18 protein-coding genes are annotated in these 19,307 nt (G+C 54.7%); 5 read left to right on the forward strand and 13 right to left on the reverse strand.

Features of this window, described 5'->3' with window-relative positions:
* Positions 1 to 102 precede the first annotated feature (102 nt).
* From mobL to WMO64_RS10005, 4 genes are all read left to right on the forward strand, one after another.
* Positions 103 to 1,404, forward strand: a complete 1,302-nt coding sequence (gene mobL, locus WMO64_RS09990; protein WP_349231879.1) for a relaxase MobL — start codon at positions 103 to 105, stop codon at positions 1,402 to 1,404.
* Positions 1,405 to 1,416: 12 nt separating this feature from the next.
* Positions 1,417 to 2,322, forward strand: a complete 906-nt coding sequence (locus WMO64_RS09995; protein WP_349231880.1) for a DUF3991 and toprim domain-containing protein — start codon at positions 1,417 to 1,419, stop codon at positions 2,320 to 2,322.
* A 116-nt stretch (positions 2,323 to 2,438) separates the two neighbouring features.
* Positions 2,439 to 4,256, forward strand: coding sequence for a type IV secretory system conjugative DNA transfer family protein (locus WMO64_RS10000; protein WP_349231881.1), 1,818 nt, complete (start codon positions 2,439 to 2,441; stop codon positions 4,254 to 4,256).
* Positions 4,253 to 4,510, forward strand: coding sequence for a helix-turn-helix domain-containing protein (locus WMO64_RS10005; RefSeq protein WP_349231882.1), 258 nt, complete (start codon positions 4,253 to 4,255; stop codon positions 4,508 to 4,510). The genes WMO64_RS10000 and WMO64_RS10005 overlap by 4 nt, the downstream gene beginning before the upstream one ends.
* A gap of 199 nt (positions 4,511 to 4,709) precedes the next feature.
* Here the strand turns inward: WMO64_RS10005 and WMO64_RS10010 are convergent, their stop codons facing one another.
* The 5 genes from WMO64_RS10010 to WMO64_RS10030 are packed head-to-tail and all read right to left on the reverse strand — an operon-like array spanning position 4,710 to position 8,246.
* Positions 4,710 to 5,126, reverse strand: coding sequence for a winged helix-turn-helix domain-containing protein (locus WMO64_RS10010; RefSeq protein ID WP_227604060.1), 417 nt, complete (start codon positions 5,124 to 5,126; stop codon positions 4,710 to 4,712).
* Positions 5,123 to 5,518: a metal-dependent transcriptional regulator gene (locus tag WMO64_RS10015; protein WP_087180298.1), complete on the reverse strand. Its 396-nt coding sequence runs from the start codon at positions 5,516 to 5,518 to the stop codon at positions 5,123 to 5,125. Before WMO64_RS10015 ends, WMO64_RS10010 begins: the two co-directional genes overlap by 4 nt.
* Positions 5,519 to 5,563: 45 nt before the next feature.
* Positions 5,564 to 6,961 (reverse strand): ABC transporter ATP-binding protein, encoded by a 1,398-nt coding sequence (locus tag WMO64_RS10020; protein ID WP_349231883.1) that lies wholly within the window; start codon positions 6,959 to 6,961, stop codon positions 5,564 to 5,566.
* Positions 6,958 to 7,647: an energy-coupling factor transporter transmembrane component T gene (locus tag WMO64_RS10025; RefSeq protein ID WP_058964282.1), complete on the reverse strand. Its 690-nt coding sequence runs from the start codon at positions 7,645 to 7,647 to the stop codon at positions 6,958 to 6,960. The genes WMO64_RS10020 and WMO64_RS10025 overlap by 4 nt, the downstream gene beginning before the upstream one ends.
* The gene (locus WMO64_RS10030; RefSeq protein WP_077138554.1) at positions 7,644 to 8,246 is read right to left on the reverse strand and encodes an MptD family putative ECF transporter S component; all 603 of its coding nucleotides are present in this window, start codon (positions 8,244 to 8,246) and stop codon (positions 7,644 to 7,646) included. The genes WMO64_RS10025 and WMO64_RS10030 overlap by 4 nt, the downstream gene beginning before the upstream one ends.
* 190 nt (positions 8,247 to 8,436) lie before the next feature.
* On the opposite strand from WMO64_RS10030, the gene WMO64_RS10035 reads away from it, so the two are divergent.
* Entirely contained in the window at positions 8,437 to 9,411 is a 975-nt protein-coding gene (locus tag WMO64_RS10035; protein ID WP_349231884.1) for a helix-turn-helix domain-containing protein, read from the forward strand.
* A gap of 86 nt (positions 9,412 to 9,497) precedes the next feature.
* Here the strand turns inward: WMO64_RS10035 and WMO64_RS10040 are convergent, their stop codons facing one another.
* From WMO64_RS10040 to WMO64_RS10075, 8 genes are all read right to left on the reverse strand, one after another.
* Positions 9,498 to 11,249 carry an ABC transporter ATP-binding protein gene (locus WMO64_RS10040; protein ID WP_118426298.1) on the reverse strand — a complete coding sequence of 584 codons (1,752 nt, stop codon included), beginning with the start codon at positions 11,247 to 11,249 and terminating at the stop codon, positions 9,498 to 9,500.
* Positions 11,249 to 13,051, reverse strand: a complete 1,803-nt coding sequence (locus tag WMO64_RS10045) for an ABC transporter ATP-binding protein (protein ID WP_349231885.1) — start codon at positions 13,049 to 13,051, stop codon at positions 11,249 to 11,251. The genes WMO64_RS10040 and WMO64_RS10045 overlap by 1 nt, the downstream gene beginning before the upstream one ends.
* 93 nt (positions 13,052 to 13,144) lie before the next feature.
* Complete coding sequence (locus tag WMO64_RS10050; protein WP_349231886.1) at positions 13,145 to 13,762, reverse strand: TetR/AcrR family transcriptional regulator; 618 nt, start codon at positions 13,760 to 13,762, stop codon at positions 13,145 to 13,147.
* Between the two features lie 131 nt (positions 13,763 to 13,893).
* The gene (locus WMO64_RS10055; protein ID WP_349231887.1) at positions 13,894 to 14,310 is read right to left on the reverse strand and encodes a winged helix-turn-helix domain-containing protein; all 417 of its coding nucleotides are present in this window, start codon (positions 14,308 to 14,310) and stop codon (positions 13,894 to 13,896) included.
* Positions 14,307 to 14,702, reverse strand: a complete 396-nt coding sequence (locus tag WMO64_RS10060) for a metal-dependent transcriptional regulator (protein ID WP_349231888.1) — start codon at positions 14,700 to 14,702, stop codon at positions 14,307 to 14,309. The genes WMO64_RS10055 and WMO64_RS10060 overlap by 4 nt, the downstream gene beginning before the upstream one ends.
* A gap of 22 nt (positions 14,703 to 14,724) precedes the next feature.
* The gene (locus tag WMO64_RS10065; protein ID WP_349231889.1) at positions 14,725 to 16,473 is read right to left on the reverse strand and encodes an ABC transporter ATP-binding protein; all 1,749 of its coding nucleotides are present in this window, start codon (positions 16,471 to 16,473) and stop codon (positions 14,725 to 14,727) included.
* Between the two features lies 1 nt (position 16,474).
* The gene (locus WMO64_RS10070; protein WP_349231890.1) at positions 16,475 to 18,241 is read right to left on the reverse strand and encodes an ABC transporter ATP-binding protein; all 1,767 of its coding nucleotides are present in this window, start codon (positions 18,239 to 18,241) and stop codon (positions 16,475 to 16,477) included.
* 111 nt (positions 18,242 to 18,352) lie between these two features.
* On the reverse strand, positions 18,353 to 19,306 hold the full coding sequence (locus tag WMO64_RS10075; RefSeq protein WP_349231891.1) for an AraC family transcriptional regulator: 954 nt from the start codon (positions 19,304 to 19,306) through the stop codon (positions 18,353 to 18,355).
* Between the last annotated feature and the right edge of the window lies 1 nt (position 19,307).

Raw genomic sequence — 19,307 nt, forward strand, 5'->3', positions numbered from 1 at the left:
AGATTGGCCTTGTCCGCAAATGCGGCAAAGATGTTTTCCATAATATGCACCTCCTACTTTCCGGCCTTGATGGCCTCATAAAAGCGCCTGAACATTGCGGCCATGCGCTCCAAGCTGACCAACACCATCTTCCGTGATGAGATGAATCAGATCTACGAGCGGAAGGATGTGGCCTATAAAGAACTGATCGAAGCGGCGCAGGATACCATGCGGGAGCTGATTCAGAAGATGGAGCGTCAGCTCTGCGACAACCCCGTCATCGAGAAGCAGATGCGCCAGCTGGTGCAGGCCCTGGAAACCACCACCGGAAAAAAGCAGTATGGCTATCTGAAGAAGCCGCTGAAGGCGTTGGTGGACGCCATCGTAGATGAGCTGGCCCGGCAGCCGGAAGTGGCGAAGTGCTATGAGACCTGGAATCAGATCCGGGATGAGTTGAACGAGTGCTATGGCAGCCGTACACCGCGGGAGCATCTCCCGCTCTCTCAGCAAAAAGAGTTCCGCCGGATCAAAAACGATATCATCCGGGAGGCCGAGAATATTCGTCTCGGCCTCCTGACTTTTGAAGATGAGAAGATGCAAGATGAGCCGGAGACGGCACATGAGGAGCATCGATCCAACAGCGTATATGAACAGGCTCGACGCTATCGTGCCGCCAAAGCGATCCTGCGGGATGTCTATGCGTTGGACGAGGAACACGCCGAAGCCGTCCGAGTGCTGGAACAGCTCTGGGCGGAAGGATACACGGTGGCGGCGCATCAGATCGGCAAGTTCTATCGGGATGATCTCTCCACCATGCGGGACCACGAAAAAGCGGAGCAGTGGTTTCGCTTATCTGCAGAGGCCGGAAATGACTTTTCAGAATACGCTCTCGGAAAACTGCTCCTTTCCCAGAAGCGCACAGCGGAGGCCATGCGCTGGCTGGACAGGGCCGCCGGGCATGGAAACCAGTTTGCCCAATACTGTCTGGGGAAACTCTATCTCACCGGTGAGTCTGTGACAAAGAATGTGGCAAAGGCTCTGGAGTACCTGACCACTGCTGCCGGACAGGGAAATCCCTTTGCCCAATACACCTTGGGAAAGCTGTATCTCCTGGGCCGGGATGTGGAGCAGGATCGGGAGCAGGCCAGAGAGTGGTTCACACGCTCCGCCGCCCAGGGCAATGAGTACGCCCAATTCTTCCTCGACCGCTTCGACCAGTTCCGTGATCCGTCCGTGATGCTGGCGGCAACCAAACTGCTCCACCACATGAGCCGGATCTTCCGGGACAATTCCATGCCGCCTCGCAATCCGGCAGGGATTCGCATTGATTCCAAACGGCGCAAGCGGCTGACGGAAAAGCGGATGGCCATGGGCCACAAGGCGGATGATCATGAGGAGCAGGTATCCTATCAGCAGACCATGTAACAGGAGGAGCCTATGTCGACTTACATTCATTTCACGGAAGAACAGAAGCAGCGAGCCGCCTCCGTTGATCTGGAGGAGTTCCTCCGCTGCCGGGGCGAAAAGCTCCTTGCCTCCGGCAGAGAGAAACGGCTGGCCCGTGACCATAGTGTCACCATCCGCGGCAACGAGTGGTACGATCATGCCGAGGAGCGGGGCGGCCACGCCGTCAGCTTCGTGCAGCGGTTTTATCACCTCAGCTATCCGGAGGCGGTGACCATGCTTCTGGGAGGCGAGCTGGGAACGGTTTATCCCTCTGCCGAAGAACGGGTAGAGGAGCCGCCGAAGCCCTTTGTCCTTCCGCCGGCCAATTCCAATATGCGCCGGGTCTATGCCTATCTGGTCAAGCACCGGAATATCGACCGGAGCGTTGTGGCGCACTTTGCAAGAGAGAAGCTGCTGTATGAAGACGCCGATTACCACAATGCGGTTTTCGTGGGTACGGATGAAGACGGCGTCCCCCGCCATGCCCACAAGCGCAGCGCCAACAGCTTCGGCAAAGCCTTCCGGCTCAATGTGGAGGGCTGCGATCCCCGCCACAGCTTCCACCACATCGGCACAGATGGGAGCCTCTATGTGTTCGAAGCTCCCATCGATATGCTCTCCTACATCACGCTCCATCCGGAGGGCTGGCAGAGCCACAGCTATGTGGCCTGCTGCGGCACCTCCATTCAGCCGGTGCTGAAGCTGCTGGAGCGGCAGCCGCAGATCAATACGGTCCTGCTCTGCCTCGACAATGACGAGGCTGGCCATCTGGCCAGCCGGCGCATGAAGGAACAGCTGGCAGAGAGGTACACGGTGGAAAGGCTCATTCCCGCACACAAGGATTGGAATGATGATCTGACCGCTGAGGAACCGTCCTACGCACAAGTCATGCAGTAAATAACAACAACGCACACCACTTCCTGTTCGCCCGAAGTAGGCCGTAACAAGAGTGATGTGCGCATTCAGAAGTATGGAACCGAGCAGGAAGTGGTGTGCCCTGAAAGGGGTTAACCATGCCACACCAAGTCCTGATTTTGTTGGCCGCCGGCGGGCTGATGTTTCTGGTCATCGGCTGTCTGGCCGCCTTGTCCCACTACTATACCCTGAGCGGGATCAAATCCAAAACGGTCGGCGACGGCCAGCACGGCACCGCAAGATGGGCCACAGCCAAAGAGATCCGGCAGACCTATGCCCATGTCCCCTTCGAGGTGAAGAAATGGCGCAGCGGCCAGAACCTGCCCACGGAGCAGGGGCTGGTGCTGGGGTGCAAGGGAAAGAAAGGCGAACTCACCGCTCTGGTGGACAGCGATGACATCCACTGCCTGATGATCGGCGCTTCCGGCATCGGCAAGACCGCCTATTTTCTCTATCCCAATCTGGAGTACGCCTGCGCCAGCGGCATGAGCTGGCTGGCGCTGGACAGCAAGGGCGACCTCGCCCGCAATTACGGCGCCATTGCCAAGAACTGCTATGGGTATCAGAATGTGGCCGTGATCGACCTGCGAAATCCCACCCGCTCAGACGGTAACAATCTGCTGACGCTGGTCAACCGGTATATGGACATTGCCCGGAGTGACCCGAACAATCTCGCGGCCCGGGCCAAGGCCGAGAAATACGCCAAAATCCTGTCCAAGACCATCGTCAATCCGGACGGCGATGACAGCAACCGCGGCCAGAACGCTTTCTTCTACGATGCGGCGGAAGGGCTTCTCACCTCGGTCATCCTGATGCTGGCCGAGTTCCTGCCGCCCGATAAAGACCACCCCCAGGAGCGCCGCCATATCGTCTCCGTGTTCAAGCTGGTGCAGGATCTGCTGGAGCCCAGCCGTGTCAAGGGCAAGAGCCACTTCCAGCTCCTGATGGCAAAACTGCCGCCGGATCACAAGGCGAGGTGGTTTGCCGGCGCCGCCCTCAACAGCGCCGAGCAGGCAATGGCCTCCGTCATGTCCACCGTGCTGTCCCGCTTGAATGCCTTTCTGGACAGCGAGCTGGAGCAGATTCTGTGCTTCGACAGCGCCATTGACGCTGAGAAGTTTGCTTCGGAGAAGTCTGCCATCTTTCTGATCCTGCCGGAAGAAGACACGACCAAGAACTTTATGGCCGGTCTCATGATTCAGAACCTGAGCCGGGAGCTGTTCGCCGTGGCCGATGAGAACGGCGGCAAGCTGAAGAACCGGGTGGTGCTTTTCTGTGATGAATTCGGCACCATGCCTCCGTTTGATATACTGCCCCTTTTCTCAGCTGGACGCTCTCGCCGGTTAACGCTCGTGCCGATCATCCAGTCCTTAGCGCAACTTGAAAAAAACTACGGGAAAGAGGGCTGCGAGATCATTCAGGACAACTGCCAGGACACCATCTTCGGCGGCTTCGCCCCCAACAGCCAGACTGCGGAGGTGCTGTCCAAAGCCCTGGGCAGCCGCACCGTCCTCTCCGGCTCGGTGAGCCGGGGCAAGAACGATCCCAGCCAGAGCCTGCAGATGATGGAGCGCGCCCTGCTGACGCCCGACGAGCTAAAATCCATTCCCAAGGGCAGCTTTATCGTCATGAAAACCGGCACTCATCCCATGCGGACCCGGCTCCAACTCTTCTTAAACTGGGGCATTACCTTCGGGGAGCCGTATGTGGTGCCGGAGAGAGCCAACCGAGCGGTGGCCTATGCCAACCGGGTGGATCTGGAGTGGAATCTCCCGCAGCTCAGTGAGCCGGAGGAGATGGACGAAAGCCGCGGCTATGCGGTATCCAGCCGGGGCGGCATCGCCCATGCTCCGGCTCAGGAGAGGGCTGTAAAAAGGGGAAAGCAAATGAAGACATTCGGAGAGGAGGAACGATGAGTTACTTCGGAACGATTTACGCCGACACTGAGCTTCCCTCCAGAGCGAAGGCGGTCTATATGTACCTGCGAGATCGCTCCGATGCCGAGGGAAAGTGCTGGCCGGGCATTAAGACCATTGCCTCGGACATGAAGCTGTCCCGCTCCACGGTCAAGCGGGCGCTTCACGATCTGGAGCGGCACGGATATCTGAAAAAGGCTTCCCGCCAAAGAGCAAACGGGAGCAGCACCTCCAATCTTTATACCGTGATATAAATGAGAGAGTGGTTTGTACCACAATGCAGTACAAACCACTCTCTGTATCAATAATAATTTCAAAATCTTCCGCCAAGGGAGATTTGCGCCCGTGCGGTGGACCAAGGGGCGGTTCATTGTGAACCACCCAGAAGGACTCACTCTAACAGAGATTTAGATCAGAGAAAAGACATCCATGTGAAAGAAAATGGCGGTAGAATTACGGTTCATCGACATCCAGGCAGTATCCGACTTCCCGCACGGAGCGAATGTAGAACGGGGCATCTGGATTAGCCCGATACAGCTTCTCGCGCAGGTTGCAGATATGAAAACCTATCGTATTGTTTTCGTTTCCTGTAGTGAAATCGCCCCAGACCTGTTCGTAAATCTGTGCGTAGGTCAGCACACGGCCTTTGTTGGTGGCCAGCAGCAGGAGAATCCGATATTCTTTTGCGGTAAGCTGAATCTCCTGGCGATCCCGAAAGACCTTTCGTCTGCTTGGAAAGATCTCAAGACCAGGGAGCGACACCATCGGTTCCTCATCAATCTCGAATTTTTCTATCTCAGGGTGGTTTTTGAGGATAGACAGGATCTGCTCCAAAACTTCCGTATCTCTTTCGTGCAGCTCCAGAATCATGACTCGTCCGATGATATCACCGCTTTCCCACTCAGTTTACGAGTTGCTTTCAGTCGCTCAAAGGTTTCCTTGCTGACTACATGCTCAATCCGGCAGGCATCCCGTTCGGCAGTAACAGGATCGACACCAGCTGCCACAAGTATCTCTGTAAAAAAGAGATGCTTTTCGTAGGTATCCTCGGCAACCTCACGGCCGAGATCAGTCAGGTGCAGGAAGTGATCTCCATCCATGAGTAGGAAGCCGCCCTTTTTTAGTGTAGCCACCGCATGGCACACGCTGGGCTTGGACACATCCATGTGCCGAGCCACATCCGCAGACCTCACCATGCCCTTTTTCTTTTGGAGAACAAGGATGGCCTCCAGATAATCTTCACCCGATTTGTGCAAAGGCATAGTCAGTCCCCCTTCTGTTATATAGGCGGCTATTTCCTGGACACTTCATCGCTGCTTGTCATTTGGCAGCCAATCCGCCGTCCAAGCCCCACTCTCCCGCAGGAATTCTCCGTCATGGGTGATAACCACCACACATAGTCCCTGCTCCGCCAACTCCCGGAGGCGTCGGCTCACCTCCAGCATGTGGCCATAGTCAAGTCCGCTGGTAGGCTCGTCAAAGATCAGCAGTTCCTTTCCGCTGAAACAGCCATCTGCAACGGCCAGCCTCTGCTTCTGCCCGCCGGATAGAGCCATGGGGTGAGTATCCGCATACTGAGCCAGATCCATTCGGCCCAAGGTTGTCAAAGCCTCCTGCTCTGTGGCCGTATTTCCCAGCCGGATCTCTGCCAGCACGCTGTCTCCAAAAAGCTGGAGGTTCACATCCTGCATGATCAGGAACGCCTTCCGCCTTCTTTCCGTTCGGCTCAGAGGCTTTCCATCCCAAAAAATTGTACCGCTTTGTTCCTTCATCAAACCGCACAGACACCGGGCCAGGGTGGTCTTGCCTGCCCCGTTTTGGCCGGTAATGGCGGTAATTTGTCCCCTGGGCGCATGGAAAGATACGCCCTCCCATACAGCCGCACCGTTATAGGTCGCCCGCAACTCCCGAACCATCAAGCCGTCTGCTCCAGCCGCTGGGCTTGGCTCAGGCGAGGACACCGGTACCTCCGCAATGCTCCGCAGTCCCATGGAGCGGCGTTCCTCCTCGTGCAGAGCGAGGAAATCTTTCCCGTTATATTCCCGTTCCAGCTGCCCGCTCCGCAGATAGAACACCCGATCAGCAAGATCCGCAGCGTACCAAAGGCGGTGCTCTGCCATCAACACGGTCTTTCCGCCCTTTTTCAACTGTTTCAGGATCTCCCGGAGCTGGCGGATACCCTCCCCATCCAGATTGGAGGAAGGCTCGTCCAGTACAAACAGCTCCGGCCCCATGGCCCAGGCGCTGGCGCAGGCAATGCGCTGTTTTTCTCCACCGGACAGAGCAAAAATGCTCCGCTCCAGCAGCGGTCCCACTCCGCAGACTTGGACAGCGGATTCCAGCGCCTGTGCCATTTCATCATGGGACGCTCCACGACTCTCCAGCCCAAAAAGCACCTCGCTGGTGGTGTCCAGATTGAAGAACTGGGACTTGGGGTTCTGAAACACCGAACCCACCGTCCGCGCCAGTTCCCACAGCGGGGTCTGTGCCACATCCTGGCCGCCGACCATAACAGTTCCCGCCAGTGTCCCACCTCCAGTATGCTGGAGCAGGCCATTGACGAGCTTGATGATTGTGGTCTTGCCGCAGCCGCTCTCTCCGGTGAGCAGGATAAGTTCCCCCGGTTTCACAGAAAAGGTGCAGTCCCGAAGGCTTGGCGTCTCCTTGCCCTCATAAGCATAGGTCACATGGTCAAAGATAATCATGGCAGCACCCCCTTGCAGCAGATTCCGCCCACGCAGAGAGCCAAAAACAGTAGTGTGACCACCACATCCTGGATGTGAAATCCGATGGGCCGCCAGGAGGACATCTTTCCTGGGAATTCGATGCCCCGAGCGGTGGCGGACTCGCTGAGTTCTTCTGCTGTCTGGGCTGCCCCCATAAGCATTGGTACATAAATGCACTCCAGTTTCTCCTCAAAGCCACGGATATTTCGAAGATTCATTGCATCCCAGATATGACGCAAATCCTGCCGAAGTGCAGGCAGAAAGCGCAAAGTCACCGCAAGGGTAATAGAAAAACTCCGGGGAGCACCCATCCTCTCCAAAGCAGCCATGAACTGGCTGACGCTGGTGGTGGCAATCAGATAGGCACCGCCGGCAATGCAGGGGAACACCAGAATGAAGTAGGTTACCGTAGCAAAGACCGTAGCCAAAGAGCCGGGCAGCAGCGGTAACAGCCAGTACTGTATCGCCAGGATAGCCAGATATGTCGCCAGCAGCCCTGCCAGCATGGTTCCTTTCCGTTCTACCAGAAAGAGAATCAAATAGGCTACCATGACACTGAGCTGGAAAACCGCAGGGCTCCAGGTGAATACCACCACATTGGCCAACAGCCAGATCAGGATCTTGGTTCGAGGATCAAGAAAAGAAGGGCGAATATTCTTCCTCATTGGGCCAGCCCGGCCTTGACAAAATGCTTACGCATGAGCTTCATACCCAGCAAGGAGCCCAGAACAGAACCTACCAGAATGCTCAGTACAATGACCCCGAACACCGGCCAGGTCAGCAGGCCCTCCATGGTGGCCATATAGCCAGCGTCCATCATCTGGGCGGCATACTCCAAATAGCTTTCTTTGGTAAACCAGAGGGGCAGAAAGTCCCCGATAAAGCCCAGATTGAAGCAGAAGAAGCCCAGCATCAGCCAGCCTTTCTTCCGGAACTGTCCAGCCCGCAGGCACAGCTCACACAGAATTCCTCCCACCAGTCCCGTGATGGGGAACATCCAGGTGGCGGCCACCAGCACCAAGCCGGTGATCAGGCTGGTGAGCAGGAAGGGGCCGTTTTTCCGCACCTTGGCCACCATCAGCATGAACACCGGCCCGATCAGAATGGCATCAATAAAGTGGGTAGCAAACCATACATAGGGGCTGACGCCGCCCACCAGCATAAAAAGAAAGCGGATGGCAATGCACACCGCCCCCAGTGCGCCGGCGGTGATGGCGTCTTTGGCAGTCAGTTTGCGTTTTCCCTGTTCCAATGATTGAGACATATTTCATTTCCTCCTGTCGGTAATCGTTAGGTATCGCTAACCACAAGACAGGATAGCATAACTGCTTGTCTGCTACCAACTCCATACAGGTGTTTTGGCTCCAAACAGCACTTAGTTTCTGAGCAATCATTGACGGCTCGTTGCCGGTCCGGTACAATCAAAGCCAGATCGAGTAACGGAGGCGCTGCTCATGTCCAATATGACGCAACTTTTTGATGCCAGCCGTTTCCCGGGCCATGTGAAGGTTCAATCCGCCGGCAAGGCTGCGGTGATGACCCTCTGCGGCCCGGAAAACGGAAACCTGCGATTGTTCTCCCTATGGGATGGTGCAGTTCTTTCTTTCAACCGGATCTATACCCAAGTATGGCCTTTGGCACAAAATGAAGCGGCCAACATTCTGCTGCTGAACTTCTGCCGAAAGGGGCGCTGTGAGGTGGCGCTGGAGGATGGACAGTTTGCCTTCCTCTCTCAAGGACACATGGCCGTAGGAACCCAGCAGGCTCAGGAGGAGTATCGCTACCCCAGCGGTCTCTATGAGGGTATCGAGTTGTTTTTGGATCTGGATTTGTTGGCCCATCGTCCCTATCCACTGTTTCAGGAGGGGGAGGTAAGCCTGGAGGGGATCATGGAGCACCTGCATACCTCCCGCCGACTGTATTTGGGACCCACGCCTGCCTGTGTGCAGACATTGCTGGATAACCTGTGGCAGTTTCGAGATTCGGAGGAAGTGGGACTGTTGAAACTTCTCTCCGCCCAGCTGCTTTGGAAGGTAGAACGCCAGTCTCTTGAAACCAGTCCCGCAGTCCGCTATTTTACCAGCTCTCAGGTGGCCATCGCCAGAGAGATACAGAACATCCTGTGCGCAGACCTGAGCCAGAACCACACAGCGCGGGAGCTGGCAGAGCGGTTCCAGATTGCCGAAACCAGCCTCAAGAATTACTTCCGCGGTGTGTTTGGAGAAAACCTCTCCACATTTTTGCGGGAGGTGAGGATGCGCCGGGCCGCAGAATTGCTGCAGAGCAGTGAATTACGAGTGGCGGAGATCGCAGCACAGGTAGGCTACGAAAATCAGAGCAAATTTGCCGCAGTTTTTGTCCGGCGCTTCGGCTGCCCTCCGCTGGAGTATCGGCGCAGGGCACGGCTTTCGATTGCTGATGACGATTAAATCAAATGTATTTTGTCTTTTTGATTCAGAAAGAAGCCCACAGTTTTGTGTCCGGAACTGTGGGCTTCTCTCTATTGCACAAAGAATTATGGCCTTGCCCCACTCAACTGCCACTGGGCGCTTTCACTCTGGAGCTCCACCATGTGCCGGAACAGGCCGCCCTCAGCCATCAGCGCCTGCGGGGAGCCTTGCTGCGCCACCTTTCCGTCCTTCAGCACCACGATATGATCCGCCCCGGCCACGGTGCGCATCCGATGGGCGATGACCAGTACCGTTTTGCCCGCCAGAAGCCGAGAAAGCGCCCCCTGCACCTTGGTTTCGTTTTCCACATCCAGAGAGGCGGTGGCCTCATCCAGCAACACGATGGGCGCGTTCTTGAGCAGCGCTCGGGCGATGGAGATGCGCTGCCGCTCGCCGCCGGAGAGCTTGGCGCCGTTTTCTCCGATGGGCGTCTGATATCCCTGTGGCAGTTTACTGACAAACTCCTCGCAGTTGGCGGCCCTGGCCGCAGCCATCACCTCCGCGTCAGAGGCACCTCGCCTGCCCAGGCGAATATTCTCCATCACCGTGTCGTCAAACAGCACCACATCCTGAAAAACCATGGAGTAATCGGTCAACAGCACCTCCGGGTCCACCGTGGCGATATCCACCCCGCCCACTTTAATAGTACCCCCGGTGATATCCCACAGGCGGGCAGCCAGCCGGGCGCAGGTACTTTTGCCGGAGCCGGAGGGCCCCACCAGCGCAGTGATCTCGCCTTCTTTGGCGGTAAAGCTGACATCGTGCAGGACAGCCTCTTTATCATAGGCGAACTCCACATGGTCAAAGACAATGTCGTGTCCCTGGGGTTGGAAAACCTCCGCCCCTTCGGCGATGGGCGTGTCGAACAGAGCATTCATCCGGTCTGCCGACACCTGGGAGACAAACAGCTCGGCGATCAGTGCCAGGCTCTGATCGAAGGGGGCATAGATCCGGGTGATGACCATCAGGAACAGGAACAGCAGCATGAAGTCGATCTGTCCCGACAAAATCAGCCCCGCACCCACAAGGATCGTGGTGGCCACGCCCAGCCGCATGATGACGCTGGCCCCGTTGACGAACAGGCCGGTGACCAGCTCGCCGCGGATCATGATCCGTTCATGGTCGTCAATCTTCCGGTACAGCCCGGCAAGGTATCGCTCCTCCTGATTGGTGGCACGGATCTCCCGCACATTTTCCAGCGCCTCCTGCATCCCGTCCGAGACCCGCACAGCGGCGCGCTTGATCTGCTCTGCCTGGCGCTCGGTAAGCTTCCGGCTCCCAAACAGCAGGCCGAAGGCCACCGGCACCCCCCAGAGGCAGGCAAGGGCCAGCCGCCAGTCATACCAGAGCAGGCACACCGCAATCACGGCGGTGGATATGTAGGAGCCGTACAAGTAGCCCAGCACATGGCTCCAGACATGCTCCATGCGGTTGACATCGCCCATCAGGGTCTCCGTCAGGTCGGCCAGATCCCGCTTGCCGAAAAATCCGAGCGGCAACTTGCGAAGCCGCTCCGCCAGACGCAGGCGAGTGGCCTTGACCTCACCGTACACCAGGCCGTAGGTGGCCTTGTACTGCTGGAGATGAGTGAGAAAGGAGAGAAATGCAAATATCACGAGGCCAGCCAGCACCGGCAAGGCCACAGGCAGGACACCGCCGGCCAAAGTTTCCATAAGGCCGGACATCACAAGGTACAAAATGCCGACCCCACCCATGACCACCAGATTGACGATTACCGTCCAGAAGGTTCCCTTTTTGGTGTTCTGTACGCCCTGATCCGTCAGGGCATATTTCCGTTGAAAGTTTGCTCCGAACATTACCGTTCCTCCTTGCCGCTTTCCATTTTCCACTGGATCGCCTGATTGTAGTCGGCCCACATCCGTGTGTACAATCCTCCTGCCGTGATCAGCTCCCCGTGGGTGCCTTGCTCCGTCACCCGGCCACCCTCCAGAACCAGGATCTTGTCCGCACCCACCACCGTGGAGAGTCGGTGGGCGATCATGATGACGGTGCGGTCCTTCGTCAGCCGTGCGAAGGCTTTCTGTATCAGCGCCTCATTTTCCGGGTCGGCAAAGGCCGTAGCCTCATCCAGCACTACGATAGGTGCGTCCTTCAAAATGGCCCGGGCCAGGGCGATGCGCTGGGCCTCGCCGCCGGAGAGATAGGTTCCCTCGGTGCCGATCACGGTGTCCAGTCCCTGGGGCAGCTTTTCCAGAATGTCGCCGCACTGGGCGGCCTCCAGGGCGGCCAGCACCTGCTCCCGGCTGGCGTCGGGCCGGGCGGCCCGAACATTTTCCAGAATGCTGGCTTTGAACAGCCGGTTGTTCTGGAACACGAAAGCCACCTGCTCCATCAGAACATGGGGATCGAGCTGGCGCACATCCATGCCGCCCACCTCTACCGTGCCAGTATCCGCATCCCAGAACCGGGGGATCAGGCTGGCGGCAGTGGTCTTGCCGCCGCCCGAAGGCCCCACCAGCGCCACCGTCTCTCCGGGCTCGGCGGTGAAGGAGACATGGGACAGGGCGGGGGACTGCGCGCCGTCGTAGGTAAAACTCACATCCCGGAAAACCACCCGATTGTCCTTGGGCGTCTGGGGATGCTCCGGTACCGCCAGTGTCGGCGCGTCCATGACCGGCTGGATGCGGCCCAGAGCGGTGTCGGCCAACATCATGCCGGAGGCCGCAAACATGATTTTGGCCAGCGCGGTGGAAATGATAGCGGAGAACACGGCGTAAAAAGCAAAGTTCGTTACAAATCCCGCATAATCACCGGAAGCCAGCGCACCGTGAGCCAGGAACAGCACCACCGGCACCAGAAACAGAAAGGCGCCCTCGGTGAAGGTCAGGTTGATGGACTGGGGCACACGGCACACATCGCCCTGATAGTGCTCCGCCTTGGCGCTGTAGTCCTCGATGGCCTGCTGAAAGGCCTTGAAGGAGTAGACGGTCTGCTGAAAAATTTTGACTACCGGGATGCCGCGCACATACTCGGTGCCGGATTTGGTCATGCGGTCCTGAGCCGCCTGGTACTCTGCCATCAATGCGGCATTCTTGCCGCCCATCATGCTGCACATGGCGAGTATGGAAATCACCGCCGCCAGCAAGCAGGCCGCACCCATGCGCCAGTCAAACACGAACATCAGCACCAGCATGGCGAGAAACAATGTAATCGTGCCTACAATGTCCGCCAGATTGTGGGCCAGCAGCGTTTCCGTGTCGGCGGCCGCCGCATCCAGCTTGCTACGGATCAGACCGGAGGCATTGGCGTCAAAATAACCCAACGGTGCCTGCATCACATGGGCCATGCCCTGCTTGCGGATGTTGGCTGCCGTGCGGAACGCAGCCAAGTGGGTACACATCAGGCCAAGGAAGTAGATGAGGATACCGCCTACCGCAAAAGCGAAGGCAATCCAACCGTAGTCCGTCACACTCTGGGCCTGAGTCCAGTCCGGCGCCACAGCGATCAGATCTCGTGCCGCCAGCCAAATGCAGAGGTACGGGATCATGCTGCACACCATGGACACCGCCGACAGTCCCAGCCCCAGAAGGGTAAGCCGCCGATGGCTGCCTGCGTATTCCAGCAGGACAGACAGCGCGTTTTGCTTCTTTTGCTTCACAAATACTCCTCCTTTTAAGGTTAGCATTAACTAACCGATTGTGTAAAAAGAAAGGGGCGAAGCCCCGATCTTCCAAAAAAGATTGGCGGTATGTTACTGCCCGATCAGCTTCAGCCACCCGGCAGTGTAGAAATCCCGCAGCTGATCCACATAGTGCATGGCCTGCTCCTTGGGCATATCGTGGACGACGATCTCAAAGATGCCATTGAACATCCCGCTGGCGATGATGTGGCATAGCTGGGCATCCAACTGGGGGGACTCATGCCCCAGACGGTGCAGAACCTCCAGGTATTGGAGGGTGTATTCCACTTCGACCTCCACCATATTGTGGACGAAATGCTCATAGCTGGTGCCCTCGGCCTTGCACAGCAGCAGCTTCACGGGCTCCCGGTGGTCGCAGATGTAGTCCACCATCCAATGGACGCACTGGCTGGACTCCAGTCCCATGTGTTCCGGCTGCTCCTGCTCGGGCATCTCGGCAAAGGCGGTCTGTGCCTCCATGAACCGGCCCATCAGCGCAGCGGCGTGAGGCTCCACGATGGAGGCAAAGAGCGCCTCCTTGCTGGAGAAATAGCCATATAGTGCGCCGGTGGTGACACCGGCCTGCTTCACGATCTGCCGCAGGGAGGCACCCTGAAAGCCTTTCTCCGTAAACTCCTCCATGGCGGCCCGCTGGATTTTTTCCAGTGTGGCAGTCGTTTTCTCTTCCATAAGCGCACCTCATGTAACGGTGTTATATATAACACCGTTATAATAGAGCGAACCATATTGTTTGTCAAGAGCCAGTGAATAAAGTATTACAAAAAAGGGTTGCTGTATAAAACCACAGCAACCCCTATATATCACTCTGCAATCACTTCCAAGCTATAGCCGACTTCCCGCACAGAGCGAATGTAGAACGGGGCATCTGGATTAGCCCGATATAGCTTCTCGCGCAGGTTGCAGATATGAAAACCTATCGTATTGTTCTCGTTTCCTGTTGTGAAATCACCCCAGACCTGTTCATAAATCTGTGCGTAGGTCAGCACACGGCCTTTATTGGCGGCCAGCAGCAGGAGAATCCGATATTCTTTTGCGGTAAGCTGAATCTCCTGGCGATCCCGAAACACCTTTCGTTTGCGTGGAAAAATCTCAAGACTGGGGAGCGATACCATCGGTTCCTCATCAATCTCGAATTTTTCTATCTCAGGGTGGTTTTTGAGGATAGACAGGATCTGCTCCAAAACTTTCGCATCTCTTTCGTGCAGTTCCAGAATCATGACTCGTCCGATGATATCACCGCTTTCTCGCTCTGTTTATGAGCAACTTTCAGCCGCTCAAAGGTTTCCTCGCTGATTACATGCTCAATCCGGCAAGCATCCCGTTCCGCCGTTTCGGGGTCTACACCGGCTTCAATCAGCCGGTCGGTAAAGAAGCGATGCTTTTCGTAGATTTGCTCCGCCACTTCCCGGCCCACATCAGTCAGGTGCAGGAAGTGATCTCCATCCATGAGCAGGAAGCCGCCCTTTTTCAGTGTAGCCACCGCATGGCACACACTTGGCTTCGACACCTCCAAGTGTCGGGCCACATCCGCAGACCTCACCATGCCCTTTTTCTTTTTGAGGACAAGGATGGCCTCCAGATAGTCCTCCCCGGACGCATGAAGTTTCATGGTACGGTTCCACTTCAAAGTATCAAGCAATGCTCCAGCCCTCTGCCTGCTCACGGATTGTAATGAAACGGCGATAAAGACCTTCCTGCTGAACAAGCTGCTGATGTGTTCCTTTCTGAACAACCTGACCTTTATCCACCACTAAAATCTGGTCAGCGTGTTCAATCGTTGCCAGACGGTGGGCGATAACAATAACCGTTTTTCCAATGGTCAATTCACTGATTGCCTGCTGGATCAGGTGCTCATTTTCGGGGTCAATACTTGCTGTTGCCTCATCAAGAATTACAATGTTGGCATTTTTCAAAATGGCGCGGGCAATAGAAATGCGCTGTTTTTCTCCGCCAGACAGCGTAGAGCCGCCCTCACCGATCACCGTTTCATATCCATCGGGAAGAGCCATAATGAAGTCGTGGCACCGAGCCTTTTTCGCAGCTTCTATAATTTCTTCCTGCGTTGCACCTGGATTGCCGAAACGGATGTTGTTTTCAATGGTATCGTGGAACAAATAGACCTTTTGAAAGACCATCGAGATATTGCGGAGCAAACTGTCACAGGTCATGTTCCGCACATCCTCACCGCCTACTGTGACCTCGCCGCTGTCCACATCATAGAAACGGGCAATCAGGTTGCAAATCGTGGTCTTGCCGCTGCCAGATGGCCCTACAATGGCCGTAGTGCTGCCCTGGGGGATGGAAAAGCTGATATTTTGCAAAACAGGAACTTTATCGTAGGAGAATGTCACATCACGGAAAGCAATGTCTGTGTTCTGCAAAGAAATATCTTTCCCGTCTTTGTCTATAATGTCGGCGTGTTCAATGCCGTCCAGTTTATCCAGCGTAGCGTCAATGACCTCCAATACATGGGCGGCGTTGTTCATTGCCTCAACACTTCCGAAAATCATAAAGGAAAACATATCCAGCATGAGCATGGTAGGAAGTTCCATACTGCCGTTATAGGTCAGCAGAGCGGCCACAGCTACAATGGCAATGGAGGCGGCTTTCAGAGAAAACAGGTGCAGGCAGTTGAAGGGCATATATTCCACTTCAATTTTGATGTTGATTTTCTTGCTGTCGTTGTATGCTTTGCGGATACCGGCAATAGACACGCCTTCCTGCTTAAAGGCTTTCACCACCTGCATCCCTCGCAGATACTCGATGGAACTTTCCACCATATCGTCCTGTGCCTTTTGATGGATAGGCGCGTTTTGGTGGCTGCGCGCCTCCAGCAGATGGAGAAACAGGGCAGACAGAAGGACACCAGCCAGAGCAATTCCTCCCGCCAGAGGACTATAAAATGCAAGGAACAATATCAGGACGATAACGGTGATATAGCCATTAACAACGGTGTTGACCATATTCATGGCGAACATTTCCATAAACGAGAGGTCGGTTGTGGCCGCTGCGGACAGTTCGCCCATATTGTTCTTACTGAAAAAGCCCAGCGACACCCGCTTCAAAATGTCTCCCAGCCGTATTCTCTCGTCAGCGGTTGCTTCATAACCGACACTTTCCTGCGTGATGGCTCGGAGATATGAGAACAGGTATCGGCCCAATACAGCTAAAATCATGGCCCCCAGCATGATCCAGATGTCCCGGCCCTCCAATGGCTTGACGCCACCCCAGTCATCCAGAACAGCACTCAGTCCCTTTGCAGCCAGCATAATAGGAATTGCGGTAAAAATGCTATGAATGAAAGCGTAGATAAACCCGATGTAAATACGCCGTTTATATTTTCCTGTCCATTGGATCAGTCGATTTACAATCCGAAACATATCAGTTACCTCCTTTCCCGGAACCGGCAGACCAGTTCTGCGCTCCGATATGCGCCTCCCACATATCCCGATAGAGAGAGTCGCCATCTAAAAGCTGCTGATGAGTACCTGTGTTCTCAACCTGCCCGTTTTGCAGGACAATAATCTGATCGGCATTTTTGATGGTGGACAGACGATGTGCGATGACCAGCAGCGTTTTCCCTTTTGTCAAAGCAGCGATAGACTGCTGGATTTTTTCTTCGTTCTCCTGATCGGTGAACGCGGTTGCCTCGTCCAAAATCACAATGGGGGCATTTTTCAAAATCATGCGGGCAATAGAAATGCGCTGTTTTTCACCGCCTGAAAGCCGGTTCCCTGCATCCCCGGCCATCGTGTCATAGCCATTGTCCAATTTCTGTATAAATTCATCACAGCAGGCGGCTTTTGCTGCCGCATATACTTCTTCGTCCGTAGCATCAGGGTTTCCCAGCCGGATATTTTCCTTGATGGAGCAGTTGAACAGAAAGTTATCCTGTGTAACAAAGCTGACAATATCGGCAAGTTGGGCCAGCGGCATACTGCGAATGTCCACACCGCCAATGGTGATTTTTCCATCATTCACATCCCAAAAACGGGCAATCAAGCGAGCGATGGTGGACTTACCTCCACCGGACGGGCCGACAAGTGCCGTAAACTTTCCCTCTGAGATTTTCAGATTGATATGGGAAAGCACCTGTTTACCGCTCTCTTTGTCATAAGAGAACGAAACATCCTGAAGCTGAATGTCTTTGGACTGAACCTCCACTGGCTTTCCAGTATCGGGCAGTTCTTCCACATGGAGCAGCTTGTCTACATCGTGTACGGCATACTCAACCGTTTTCGTTTCATTGACATAGGTGGTAAAGTTCATCAACGGACCTACAATCCCCAGCGAGAGGATCAGGCACATCACAAGATCCTGCGGAGCCAGGCTTCCGGTCCAGTAGAGATACATACCAATCGGGAGCGTTCCCAGGAAGGTGGAAGGCAATACCGCAGAAATAAAATTCATCAACTTCCAGGTGCTTTGATACCATTTGAGGGTGTAGTCCTTGAAAGATTGAACCGCCTTTGTGAATTTTTCATAGGAACTGGAGGACTGATTAAACGCTTTGATAACTTCAATGCCCTCCACATACTCTACAATCACGCCGTTCACATAGTTGTTGGACTCCATATAATCGGCATAGAGCTTATTAAAATTCTTCATCATCATGGCAAAGGCGATAAAAGCGAGAGGTACAGTCACCAGCATAGCCAGAGCCATACGCCAGTCAATGCAGACCAGATAAACAAAGACTGCCACGGGGAGCAGCAGGTTGGAGATACACTCCGGGATCATGTGGGCCAGTGGCAACTCAATCGTTTCCACCCGGTCTATCAATACGCTTTTCAACTTACCCACAGACTCTCCGATGACTGTCCCCAGCGGCGCTTTCATCAGCCGCTGGGCAAGGGTCAAGCGAATATTTTCCAAAATGGTGTATGCGGATATGTGGGACAGGCTCGTTGAAATACCATAGAGCAAGAAGCGTATCGCATAAGCGCCAAGTCCGATCCAGCACCATTTCCAAACCTCTGCCATCACAGGTGAACCGCCGATAAAGAGCGTGATAATTTGGTAAACACTCCAATAGGGTATCAGTCCGGCAACCACACTGATGATCGCACATAAGACGGACAGGGCAATCTTGCCCCGGCACTGTGAAGCAAAGGAAAACACAATAGAAATCCAGCTTTTCTGCTTCATTTCCTTTCCTCCTTAAGCAAAATAATAGAGAGTATCAATCGACTTGATACTCTCTAAGTATTGCAGATATTCATGTTGTCCGCCACTCTGCCCAGCCGGGTTTTACTCCGTTTAGATTTTTATTTTTCGATATTCCAGCGGCGTTTTTCCTTTTACCTTCTTGAACGCTTCAGAAAACTTGCTGGTGTTCGTATAGCCAACTTTTCCGGCAATCACCGTAATCGGCTCATCTGTCTGTGTCAAAAGTGAAGCTGCCAAGTCCATGCGGTAATTTCGCATATAAGTATAAATGGCGGTGCCATACACGCCCTTAAAGCACTGCTTTAGGGCAGAAGTAGAAATATCAAACTTTTCAGAAAGTTCCTCCATCGTGAAATGGCGCTCCGGCTCATTTGTCATAAACGACATGATAGCCTTGACCTTCTCCACCTGAGTCTTATAAAAGTAGGGACGCTCCACGCCTAAAACCGTAGGGTCTACCGTCTTGAGCGTAACCAACAACTCTAAAATTTTTACCCTGAGATATTCGAGGCGGATATTATCCGGCACCTGGTACAACTCCGAAATCACATGGTCGGGAACGGAATTTCCGTGCATAATGAAAGGCCAAACCTTTAAGGAAAATTGCTGTTCAATCTGTTCCAGGTCGATGGAAAACAGGGACAGGAGATCACCCAATCCCTCTACCGCTTCGGGAACAGAAATCGTAATTGTGATCCCGTGGTAATGGCTTACGGGAAAGCTGCAATGATTGTTTTCAGTAACCGAACTATCCAGCATAATATCCCCGGACGCAAGATAAAGATAAGCGCCATTGCTGACTTCCCACTCAATGCGGCCCTCCCTGCAATGATGAATAGAAATGTTGTGGGTATTATCAAAGCGCCTCGGTGGGCAACTGACCATGTGGAAGTCATTATAAATAACTCCCATTCCGGGATACACCTCATAGTAGGTTGCAGTTCCGTCTCCCGTTTCGTTTTTCATCTGATAGACTGAACAAGACTCATCCCGGCAGAGCAACTTCATATTTTGCTGTGAGAAAAAAAGGTCGCTTCTGTTCAAA

Origin of the sequence: Pseudoflavonifractor intestinihominis (assembly GCF_040096055.1) — a bacterium.
Classification (GTDB): Bacteria; Bacillota; Clostridia; order Oscillospirales; family Oscillospiraceae; genus Pseudoflavonifractor; species Pseudoflavonifractor intestinihominis.